Raw genomic sequence first — 11,012 nt, forward strand, 5'->3', positions numbered from 1 at the left:
CCCGCTTAGTGCCCCAATTAGTGCCCTCGCGCCAAGGAAACACCAGGCCAGAGCGGTGCCGGTCAGGAAACCCGCGGGCCATGTCCTAAGTCAGGTCAGACGCGTCGCGAACCCTGCTTGACGTGCGGGTTCTGGTCAAGCTGGTGGGTTCTCGACCTTTCATCCACCCGCCTGTAGTAATTACCAAACTAAGCTGGATTTTTTTTGGGGCCAACTCCATAGAATTCGCCACAGCTCCTCCACTATGCTAATCGCAAAATTATTATCGGACATTAGGAGATCCCATGACCTCAGCGCTTCGGCCCTACGTGACCACTGGTGTCGCCGTGGTTGGCGCCAGCCTCATCGCCGTCACACCAGCGCACCAATCCGACGTTGTGCAACATGCGGTGCGGCTCACCTCCAATGGAGATATCGTCATCGCCCCCAACGGAGTCCCAGGCATCGACACCACCCTCGGTCCGGGTGAAGTAACCGTTGCCTACGAGTCGGGGGGCAGCACCGTTCCGGAGCTCCCCGCAAGTCAATTCACCAACGCCAACGAGGTATATGTCCAACCGAATTATCCCGGGGCCATTCCGCACTACCTCGGCTATCCGGCTCAGTTCTATCCGTTTTCTGCTACGCAAGGCGGATACCATGATCATTCGGAGGCCGTGGGCCAGCAGATTTGGAACAATGCGCTGATGACGCAGCTCGGCGAGGGACACAACGTTGTTTTTTACGGTACGTCTCAGAGTGCCACCATACAGACCCTTGAGATGATTTACCTTATGTCGTTGCCGGCCGATGAGCAGCCGAGCTCCACCCAGCTGGGTTTTGTGGATTATGGTGATCCCAACCTGCCCGACGGTGGCCTATATTCGCGGTACGGCTATCCAGATCTCCCCGCCAACGACAATGTAATGCCATTTGGCCTGCCAGGCCATTTCAACTTGCCGAGTATCGGTATAGCCTTCAGTGATCCGACTCCTCAAAACGCCCCCTGGCCCGACGTCATCTACACGGGCGAATACGACGGGTTTGCCGACTCTCCGCAGTACTCGCTGAATCTGCTGGCAGACGTCAACGCGATATTGGGCACGGCTTTCGTACATGCCGACGGTTCGGCCAAACCAGCCTCGTTGATCGCTACGGCCGAACTATGGCAGGCTTCTCCAGGATATGACGGTAACACCACTTACTTCATCATCCCCACACCGGACCTGCCGTTGTTGGATCAGCTGCGATTCTACGTCCCGGTCATCGGAAACCCGCTAGCCGATCTGCTGCAGCCGGATTTGAAGGTACTGGTCAACCTCGGCTACGGCCCAGACAACGTAGGCTACAGCGAGTATCCCAACGTGGACACCCCGGCCTCGGGGCTATTCCCCGACGTCAACCCAACCACTGTGCTGAACGAGTTGGTTGCCGGAGCCAAGGAAGGTGTCCAAAACTTCCAAAGCGCCGTAAGCGAGATTTCGCCATCGGAAGTGACGGCCGCTCTAACACAACTGGCAGAGCACCCGCTGAGCAGCATAACGGGGATAGCCAGCGGCCTCACTCTGGGCTTTATACCACAAGTCACGCTTCCCACGGTAACGCCCGATGTCCTTGATCCCAGCAACTTCACTACTGAACTGGAGACGGTTCTCACTCTTAATAACGACGTATTGACCGCCGTGCCGACAGCTATCGACAACATTGCTTCGATCACAGGAAATGATGCCCTGAACCTCGTCACCCTTGCTCAGGACAACCTGAATCTCACCCTCGCTGGCCTCAGCCAACTGGCCGACGGCAAGCTGAACGGAGCGCTCACGACCTTTACTGAGGTACCAAACCTCTCCGTGGGACTTGGTGTTACGTGGATTCCTTTTGTCGAGTATGAGTCGGTCCAGAGTCAGTTGGGCCTGGTCGAGGGCGCTATCCATAGCGCCGCCACCGCAGACCTGAACTTCCTCGCGGGACTACCCAGTTTGCTGTAGTGTCTTCCATCCTGCATCGGCGACGCTCATAGGCTGGCGCGACTCGCGCCAGCCGGCTCGGCGCTCAGATGTTAGTCGAGGTCTGGCAGCTTGTCGAGTTTCCACCTTGCGGTTGTAGTGGCGGCCAAAACGAGCCTCGCAGGCTTAGAGCCAGGTCCATAGAATTTCCCTACCAAACTTAGTACAGTTGATAGCGGACTGGTAACTTAACATTAAGGGGTTAATCGTGACCACACCGCTTCGTCCCTACGTGACCTCTGGTGTCGCCTTGGTCGGCGCCAGCCTCATCGCCGTCACACCGGTGGCGCCACCACCGCCCGGCGCTCAGGTGCGCGCGGTGCGACTGGTCGATGTTGACGCGACAAGTGGCACGGACCCAGAGACCATTACGTTCTACAACTACGGCACCGGTGACCCGTACCCATGTTGCGGAGGGGTAGAAAATGGCTACGTGCGGTTTGTGCAGCCGAATTATCCCGATAGCATCGCACGAATCCTATCCCAGCCCGCGCAGGCATATGGACTAGCTATCCACAATGATTACTTGGACCACACCGAGCAAGTGGCGCAGGTGGTTACGAACACCGAAATGAACTACGAACTCAATGAGGGACGCAACGTCGTCTTGTTCGGCTACTCTGGCGGCGCCACGGAGAATACCATGGAGATGCGATATCTCATGTCGTTACCGGCCGACAAACAGCCGACACCAGACCAACTGGCTTTTTTGTTGTTAGGTGACCCGAATAACGACAACGGAGGCATGCTCGACCGGTTCGATATTCCTGGCCTCCAGACCCCGACCATGCCGTCGTATCTGGATGACAACCCAACATTCACCGGTTCAGCAGGTGTTATTTCCTTGCCGACGTTAGGCATCACCTTCAATGGTCCGACACCCGTAGACCAGCCATGGCACAACATCATCTACACCGGCGAATACGACGGATTTTCCGATTTTCCCAAATATCCCGACGATCTACTGGCGGACATCAACGCGGCGTACGGCATCGCCTTCGTGCACAATAATTACACGGGTTTGCCTGTGTCCGAAATTCGCGATTCGTTTATATGGCAACCATCTGCAGGTTACGACGGCAACACCACCTGGTATATCGTTCCTGTGCACGACCTGCCGATGCTGGACCCACTGCGCTATGTGCCGGTGATCGGAACTCCGCTGGCGGATCTGCTGCAACCAGATTTAAAAATCCTCGTCAACCTGGGCTACGGTCCCGACAATGTTCCCTACAGCGAGTATCCCAATGTCTTCACCCCGATCCAGCCGGGGCTCCCGGACGTCAGCCCGACCACGCTGTTTAACGAGCTAATCGCCGGAGCCAAGGAAGGTATCCAAAACTTCCACACTGACCTAAGCCAAATTACACCATCGGACGTGACGGAGGCGCTAAAAGAACTGGCGGCGCAGCCTCTCAGCATCCTGACGGGTCTCGCCAGTGCCTTCACCTTGGGCACGGTACCGCAGATCTCGTTGCCGACCATCACACCGTTGGATCTCACTCCGAGCAATTTCGCTGATCAATTCCAGATCTTGCTGACCGACAACAGCAGCGCTCTGGCTACCATAAGCAACCAACCCAGCGCCTTCCTAGAGGGGATGACATCCATACTTACCGTTATGGGCGGCACTATCCCCACCTATGATCTGGAACTTGCCGGCCTCGGCATCCACGAGCTGGTCGATGGTAACCTGAATGGCGCCAGTACATATTTCGGCGACATCCCCGCCTTCACAACCGGCCTGTATTCGATAGCGGTTGACCTCATCATTGGGCCTAGCATCATTTCAGACACCCTGGGGAACGCAGCAAATGCTGCCACTGGTCTACTCAGCGAAGATCTGAACTTCCTCGCGGGTCTGCCGGGTCTGCTATCTTGACCAGCGCGCACGGTCGACATTCCTCGGCCAGCAAAGTCGTCGGTCACGGACATCGCTGTATCGTCACTGTGCTGGAACGCTCACCGTCGACTGTGCGCCGCTAGCTGCGCCGCGCCGCCAACCCGTTGCGCGACACGCTCACCGTCCTGGACGCAGCCGCATACGCGTGCCGGCCAGCCTGTTGGGCCTGATCGAACCTTTGTGGACGATGATCGGCCTGCACGCCGAGGGCTGGCTTCCGGCAGCACCAACCCGAACCGGGACGTCGCCCGGATGCTCATCTTGAACGACGGTTAACAGGGCTGCACGTCGCAGTGGCGATGGGCAACGACGACCAGGAGCTTCGCCGTCTGGGTGGCGTGCAGCACCGACGCCAGATATTCGCGGAGCACGCCAGCAGTTCGGCCCCAAGCACCGGCTGCGAGCGGTTCAAGGTGGCGCTGGCGGAGCAACGCATGGATGTCCCCGAGAACACCGTGTGCTACCGGCTGGCTCGATTCGACAAATTTATCGGGGCCAGCCTCCTGCTTGACTGTAGGTTGGGTCGAAGTCTGGCGGGTTATCGAGGTTTCAGCCAGGCGTTTGTAGTGAACACCAAAACAAGACCCGCAGCTTTAGAGCCAACTCCATAGATGTCGTTACCAGTATTCTCTTACGCTTGTCGACAGACTTATCACCTTATATTTAAGAGGTTCGCCATGGGCTTATTGCTTCGCCTCTACGTAACCACCGGCGTCGCCCTGGTCGGCGCCGGCCTCATCACCGTCACACCGATAGCACCACTCCCGCCCGGCGGTCAGGTGCGGGCGGAAGCGACGTTGCTGGACACGGAGGGATTTATTATCGGCGGCAGCGGCAATCCGATACCTGCGGAGCATGAAATTCTCCACGCTATGGAGCATTTCAACCCCACCTCGCCGCTTTTCCCCGGCCAGCCCCTGTTCGAGGTCAATGCCTATCACTCGCTATTCACCCCGGAGGGTTTCTATCCGGTCACCGGTATCAAAAGCCTGCCGCTTAACATCTCGATCGGACAGGGCCTCAGCATCGAGAACACCACGATCATGAACCAAATCGCCGACGGAAACAACGTCCTCATTGGTGGCGGCTCCCAGAGCGCCGTCATTTCCGCACTGGAAATGCGTGATCTGCTGGCCTTGCCGGTGGCCGAACAGCCAACCACGGGACAGCTGACTTTCATACTGGAGGGTGACGAAATGAACCCCAACGGCGGCGTACTGGCACGCTTCTTCGATCCGAACCTGCCGCTGCGCTTCGGGAGCCTGGGGATCACGTTTTATGGCGCGCAACCAGCGGACACGCCGTGGGATACCGCCGTCTACACACAGGAATACGACGGCTACGGCGATTGGCCGCAGTACCCGCTCAATCTGCTATCGGACCTCAACGCCGTCGCTGGCATCCAGTTCGTCCACTCCGACTATACGGACATTTCCCTCGAGCACATGGCTGAAACAATTCAGCTGCCGGTGTCTGCCGATTACACCGGCCACACCGAATACTTCATCACTCCCACCCCGGATCTGCCACTGCTAGACCCCATGCGCGCCCGCGGCCCTCTGGGTAACGCTTTCGCAAGTCTGTTGCAGCCGGACCTCAAGGTGCTGGTCAACCTGGGCTACGGGAGCATCCACGATGGCTGGTCGCAGGGCCCGGCGAATGTGCCGACCCCGTTTGGGCTGTTCCCGACGAACATCAACCCGACCGACGTGCTGAAAGCCCTGGTCGACGGTGCTGAGCAGGGCATTCAGGCATTCACCAGCGATCTTTCGCATCTGTCCCAGTCGAGCGGGTCGGACGCCGGCAGCGCAGTCATTGGTGCTGGAGCGGATATGGTGGCCAGTGGCACGCAGGCCGCTGGGACTTCGTCGACCAGCTTCGTCGATTTCCTCAACACATTGAGCGGTGCGCTATCGCACCTGTATGCCACGTTGCTCCCAACGGCGGACATTACCTCTGCCCTGGCAATCACCCTACCGATGTGGGACGCAGGACTTTTCGTGCAAGAACTCACCTCAGGCCACCTTCTCGACGCCATCGGCATGCCGATCGCGGCTGAATTCGGAATTACTACCGTGGCAGGCGCTCTCGAAATCCCTGTTTATGAAACTGCAGAAGGTGCAGTCCAAACGATCGTCGATGCCTTTCGAGGCCTCATAGCACCCTGATCGGGTACCGGAACCGTAAGGCAACGTGGTTGCCAGTGCCGAGAATGGGACACGCAACCATCTTTACGCCGCCGACGGCGGCTCGGCTCCCCTGGGCGGCAGGTGAAACACCGTTGTCGGCACCGGGACTTCGTCGTCCTCGTGCCGGGCCAGCAGCGCCGCGTTCTCCCGCAGCTCGCGCGGGTTGATCTCGCCGGCGGCGATGCGGCGCAGGACGGAGCGGGCGCGGGCGAGTTCTTCGCGCTTGCGGTACTGACCGCCGGGGAGTTTGACGCCGGCCCACACGCCGTATTCCTCGCCACGCGCGACGGCAAGGGCCGCGCACTTGCGCTGCTGCGACAGCGGGCAGCGGCGCAGGCAGATCAGCCGCGCCTGCGCGGATGACTGTTCGTAGACCCGCGCCTTGGCGGCGCCGTCGGCGCCGTCGTCGTCGGCGTAGCCGAACCACAGATCCGGGTTGGTGGAGCAGGGGGGTGCCATCAGTCGGACTCCTCACGTCGATAACGCGGATAACGTAGATCGAAACATATACACATGCCGCGGCGGCACGCAAGTGAAACGGGATAAAAACATATATGCAAGTAACAAGGATCCAGGTCACGTAGTATCCGGATATGGCTGGAGTGCTCCGGTGAGCCGCGAATCAGCGGGCGCGGCCATCAGGGCGCTGCGCGAGTCGCGGGACTGGTCGCTGGCCGACCTCGCCGCGGCGACCGGCGTCAGCATCATGGGCCTGAGCTACCTGGAACGCGGTGCCCGAAAAGCCCATAAAAGCACAGTTTACAAGGTAGAGAACGGACTTGGCCTGCCGCCGGGTACCTATTCGCGGCTGTTGGTCGCCACCGATCCCGACGCCGAACTCGCCCAGCTGACCCAGGGGAGCACAGCCGGCTCGCCCGAGACATTCCCGGCGCGCGCCGCCGGCACTGTTGTCGTCGACCGCCACAGCGACACCGACGTGCTGGAAGGATATGCCGAAGCGCAGCTCGAAGCACTGCGTTCGGTGATTGATCGGCTTCCCCCGTCGACATCAGACGAATATGAGACGTATATTCTCTCTGTGATCGCACAGTGCGTGAAGGCGGAGATGCTGGCGGCTAGCTCTTGGCGGGTAGCCGTGAACGCGGGCGCCGATTCGGCCGCACGGCTGATGCAGCATCTGCAGGCCCTGGAGGCGACGCGCAGCGCCCTGCTGGAACGCATTCCCGCCAGCTTGAGCACGCGGTTCGATCGGGCGTGTCTGCGCTCGGCGCTGCCGGAGCCGGTCATTGCGACGCTGCTCGGTGTCACCGGCGAGCAGATGTGGGACATCCGCAACACGGGGGTCATTCCACCGGGCGCGCTGTCGCGGGTGCGAGCCTTCGCCGACGCGACCGAATCGATGGCCGACCCTGCGGATCACGACGACGGGGGGCAAGCCAGTGAGCGACAGTGAGTTGGCGGTGCTGAGCCGCGCCCACGAGCTGTTCTCAGCAGCCGCCCGTCCGGTATCGCTGGACCCGGGGCCGATCCACGACGCCCAACTGGCCGGCCAGACGACGCAGTTGAATACCGGTGCGGGACTTCAGCGCTACCGGCTAGCGGCGCGCGACCACCGCGACGCGCTGCAGTCGGCCGCACAGACCGATGCCGCGGCCACCGGCGTCCTCGGCGCCGCCTGGGACGACCACGCCCGGGCCCGGGCGCAGACCGGGACGGTACTCGACGAGGCGCGTGCCGACGCGGCCGCCACACCGGATAGCCCGCTGGCCCAGGGGGAGGCGATGCGCCGACGGGCGGCCCGACTGCGCGCCCAGCAAGCCCATGTGGTGGCCGCGCGTGCGCGGGCGCTGCAGCATACGGCCGCGTTGCGGGGGTTGCGCTACCGACGGGGACAGCGCGGGCGCAACCACCCGACCGGATTGAGCTTGCCGGCCGACAGCCGTGCCGGTCTCGCCGTGCGCGCGGCGCTGTCCCGGCTGGGTCGACCGTATGTCTGGGGCGCAACCGGACCGGACAAGTTCGATTGCTCGGGGTTGACCCAGTGGTCGTACGCGCAAGCCGGGATTCACCTGGACCGCACCACCTATCAGCAGATCCATGACGGGGTTGCAGTGCCGCGCTGGCAGATCCGTCCCGGAGACCTGGTGTTTCCCAACGCCGGACACGTGCAGTTAGCGATCGGCAACAATCTGGTTGTCGAGGCACCGCACGCCGGTGCCGCGGTTCGGATCAGCCCGCTGGGCACCCATGTGACGATCCGGCGTCCGCTGCCGTAAGGCGTACGGTTAACCAATGCCAGAGCAGTCCAGCCCGTCGGCGGCTGCGATCGCGGCCCAGCAGGCGGCGTTGTCGGCGCGCTACCGCACAGCCGTTGAGACCGACCAGCTGCTGGCCGGGGCCGTGCGGGACGCCCACGCCGCGACCGTCGCGGCTGGTCGGCGGCTCGATGCCGTTGCCGCCGAGATCGACAGCTGTGTGCAGCACCAGGCGGCGTTCGCGGTGGACACCCCGCTGGGCGCACGCGAGTTCCAGAGATTTCTCCTCGCCAAGTATCGAGAACTGATCGCCATCGTGGACGAGGCCCATCGCGACGATGCCGCCAAACAGGCGCTGCTGGTGCCGTTGCGGGCTCACTACTCGGGTCCCGCCACTGAGGAGGTGTAATCATGGCCGATTTTCTGCCAACCCATCCGGGCGAGCTCTTGCTGCGTGATTTCATGGAGCCGCTGGGAATCAGTCAGTATGCGCTGGCGAAGGCGATCGGTGTTCCGGTGCCGCGGACCAACCAGATCGTTCACGGCCGCCGCAGCATCACTGCGGACACAGGTCTGCGGTTGTCGCGGGCGTTCGGGCTTACCGACGGCTTCTGGATCAACATGCAGGCTCAGTACGACCTGGACATGGCGCGTATTCAGCTTGGCGACGAGTTGGAGCACGTCCGCAAGGTCGCGCTCTGACCGGCACCCTGGGCGCTCGGACTTCAGTCTGGGTTGAGCTCTATCTCGCCAGTGGGGGCGAGTGAATTGTCGCTGCGATCGGGCGTCGGTACAGTCACCGCGCATGAAGCGGCGCCGAAGCCGGGTCGACCGATGACGACGCGCGAGGACGTGATCGACGCGATCAACCGCATCGAACGGGCCGGGCAGGCGGGGGAGGCGACACAGGCGGCCCAGCTGGAAGTGCTGCTGCTGCCGCCGCAGGAGTACGACGGCATTCTGAACCGGCTGCGGGCAGCTTTCCCGGAGCTATTCCCGCAAAGCTCGGCGGGAAGGCCGCCACCAAAGCCGCCCAGTGCGCCGCCGGATGATGCCCCGCAGCAGCTCCGGCCGCAGCAGGGCAGCGCGGTGCGGGCGATGAAAAAGGCGGAAGCCGCACTGTCGCATCAACAATCGGCGACCGCCGAATTCGACCGGCAGGTGATCGAGGCGCTGCTGCACGCGCACGAAACCACCCGCGAGGGCAGGACGCAACTGGACGACTTAGAGAACCAAATCGAAAACGCGGCCCAAACGTGGGACCTGAGCACCACTGCCGGGGCCCGGGAGTTCCAGAAGTTCCTCATCGGCAAGCTTCGCCAGATTGTCGCGGTGGTGCAAGACACCAACGACGACGACACCTCCAAGCAAGCGTTGGCAGCGGCGTGGGCAGCCCTGTACGCTGCGCAAACCACTCCGGACGGGCGTGGGGAATCGGCTGGCGCCACCCGCGCAGGCGACGTTACGCACCCGGAGCCGGTTGCGGGCACCTCCTCGGAGCCGGCCGCGGACACCTACTCGGACTCCTCTTCGCCGCTGCCAGAAGACGATGCGGAACCCGTTGCCGAGCACGGAGCGCCGAGCGCCGCACCGGGCACCCCGGTGACACCGGCAGGCCCGGATTTCGGTGGCGGGATACCGAGCGCCGGCCCGAGCCCCATCGGTGGGTTGCCGTTCGGCCCACCGGCCGGCTTGGTGCCGGCCCTGCAAAACCCACCGGTGCGGGAACAATTCGACGACCCAGCGTCGCAGCCCGACGAGCTGGTGTCCGCGCGCGAGCCGACACCCGACGATGCCGGCGGCAAAGAGGCCGACGACGGCGCGTCTCCAGCGGACTCCACCCCCGGTGCCGGTCCTGCCACGGTGACGCTGCCCAACGGGGAGACGGTCACCGCGCCCACGCCGCAACTGGCCGAGGTGGTGCGTGCGGCTGTCGGCGGCACACCTATCTCAGATGCGTTCCGCCAACAGGGGATCACCATCCCGCCGCCGGGCACTGCTGTGACCGGCCAGGTCGATCCGTCTCGGGTGCGACTGGGGGATATCGGCATGTTCACCGATCGCCATGCGCTCGCGGTGGGCAACAGCAAGGCACTGCTCGACGGACAGATCCACGATATCGGCAACGTCGGGGGCCCGAGCTTTCTAGGCTGGCAGCACCCGCCGGTGCCGATCGAGCCGGCGGAGCCGGCCCAGACGCCGACACCGACCCGGCCGTCGGCGACCGTCCGCGCTTAAGGAGCTAGACGATGGCAGAAGACATCCACGTGGAGACCGAGAGTCTGCGCGAAGCGGCGGGTCATCACCAGCGGACATCGGAGTACTTGTCGACGGTCCCGCTGTCGCACAGTGAGATCCAGGCCAGCCTGGACTCGCTCGGACCGATCTATGCCGGCCTGGCCGAAGCCGGCAGACAACTGCTCGACGACAGGCGGCAATGCTACGAGGCGCAAGCGGTCGAGCATGCCGAGATGGCCGGCAACCTGACCTCGGCCGCACAGCTGTGGGAGCAGAACGAGCGGGATGCCGCCGCGAAGTTCCGCGGCATTGTCGACGGCCAGTCGATGCGTGCCGATGGCTGAACCGAATCCGGGTTTTGACACGGCCCATCCCAGCGGGCATATCCTCTTCCGCTCCTGCCGCGGTGGCTACCTGCACAGCGTGGCGTTGACGGAGGCGGCACTGGATACCGACGCCGGCACACTGGCCGAGGCGATTG

12 protein-coding genes are annotated in these 11,012 nt (G+C 62.6%); 11 read left to right on the forward strand and 1 reads right to left on the reverse strand.

The window, feature by feature from the left end:
* Positions 1 to 284 precede the first annotated feature (284 nt).
* From AC2VOP_RS08400 to AC2VOP_RS08415, 4 genes are all read left to right on the forward strand, one after another.
* The gene (locus AC2VOP_RS08400) at positions 285 to 1,967 is read left to right on the forward strand and encodes a PE-PPE domain-containing protein (RefSeq protein WP_486960538.1); all 1,683 of its coding nucleotides are present in this window, start codon (positions 285 to 287) and stop codon (positions 1,965 to 1,967) included.
* Positions 1,968 to 2,193: 226 nt separating this feature from the next.
* Positions 2,194 to 3,867, forward strand: coding sequence for a PE-PPE domain-containing protein (locus AC2VOP_RS08405; RefSeq protein WP_486960539.1), 1,674 nt, complete (start codon positions 2,194 to 2,196; stop codon positions 3,865 to 3,867).
* Positions 3,868 to 4,187: 320 nt separating this feature from the next.
* Entirely contained in the window at positions 4,188 to 4,499 is a 312-nt protein-coding gene (locus AC2VOP_RS08410; protein WP_486960540.1) for a hypothetical protein, read from the forward strand.
* 66 nt (positions 4,500 to 4,565) lie between these two features.
* Positions 4,566 to 6,056 carry a PE-PPE domain-containing protein gene (locus tag AC2VOP_RS08415; RefSeq protein ID WP_486960541.1) on the forward strand — a complete coding sequence of 497 codons (1,491 nt, stop codon included), beginning with the start codon at positions 4,566 to 4,568 and terminating at the stop codon, positions 6,054 to 6,056.
* A 63-nt stretch (positions 6,057 to 6,119) separates the two neighbouring features.
* On the opposite strand, the gene AC2VOP_RS08420 is transcribed toward AC2VOP_RS08415, so the two are convergent.
* Entirely contained in the window at positions 6,120 to 6,536 is a 417-nt protein-coding gene (locus tag AC2VOP_RS08420; protein ID WP_486960542.1) for a WhiB family transcriptional regulator, read from the reverse strand.
* Positions 6,537 to 6,687: 151 nt separating this feature from the next.
* Between AC2VOP_RS08420 and AC2VOP_RS08425 the strand changes: the two genes are divergently transcribed.
* From AC2VOP_RS08425 to AC2VOP_RS08455, 7 genes are all read left to right on the forward strand, one after another.
* Positions 6,688 to 7,491 carry a helix-turn-helix domain-containing protein gene (locus AC2VOP_RS08425; protein ID WP_486960543.1) on the forward strand — a complete coding sequence of 268 codons (804 nt, stop codon included), beginning with the start codon at positions 6,688 to 6,690 and terminating at the stop codon, positions 7,489 to 7,491.
* Positions 7,478 to 8,314, forward strand: coding sequence for a C40 family peptidase (locus AC2VOP_RS08430; RefSeq protein WP_486960544.1), 837 nt, complete (start codon positions 7,478 to 7,480; stop codon positions 8,312 to 8,314). The genes AC2VOP_RS08425 and AC2VOP_RS08430 overlap by 14 nt, the downstream gene beginning before the upstream one ends.
* Before the next feature lie 16 nt (positions 8,315 to 8,330).
* Positions 8,331 to 8,702 carry a DUF4226 domain-containing protein gene (locus AC2VOP_RS08435; RefSeq protein ID WP_486960545.1) on the forward strand — a complete coding sequence of 124 codons (372 nt, stop codon included), beginning with the start codon at positions 8,331 to 8,333 and terminating at the stop codon, positions 8,700 to 8,702.
* 2 nt (positions 8,703 to 8,704) lie between these two features.
* Positions 8,705 to 8,995: a HigA family addiction module antitoxin gene (locus AC2VOP_RS08440; RefSeq protein WP_486960546.1), complete on the forward strand. Its 291-nt coding sequence runs from the start codon at positions 8,705 to 8,707 to the stop codon at positions 8,993 to 8,995.
* Between the two features lie 132 nt (positions 8,996 to 9,127).
* Entirely contained in the window at positions 9,128 to 10,531 is a 1,404-nt protein-coding gene (locus AC2VOP_RS08445; protein ID WP_486960547.1) for a DUF4226 domain-containing protein, read from the forward strand.
* Positions 10,532 to 10,542: 11 nt separating this feature from the next.
* Positions 10,543 to 10,875 carry an ESX-1 secretion-associated protein gene (locus AC2VOP_RS08450; RefSeq protein ID WP_486960548.1) on the forward strand — a complete coding sequence of 111 codons (333 nt, stop codon included), beginning with the start codon at positions 10,543 to 10,545 and terminating at the stop codon, positions 10,873 to 10,875.
* Positions 10,868 to 11,012 (forward strand): DUF2694 family protein (locus AC2VOP_RS08455; protein WP_486951864.1); only part of this gene is annotated, 145 nt, incomplete at its 3' end. The genes AC2VOP_RS08450 and AC2VOP_RS08455, both read left to right, overlap by 8 nt.

It is taken from the genome of Mycobacterium sp. TH-M106, from assembly GCF_057473765.1.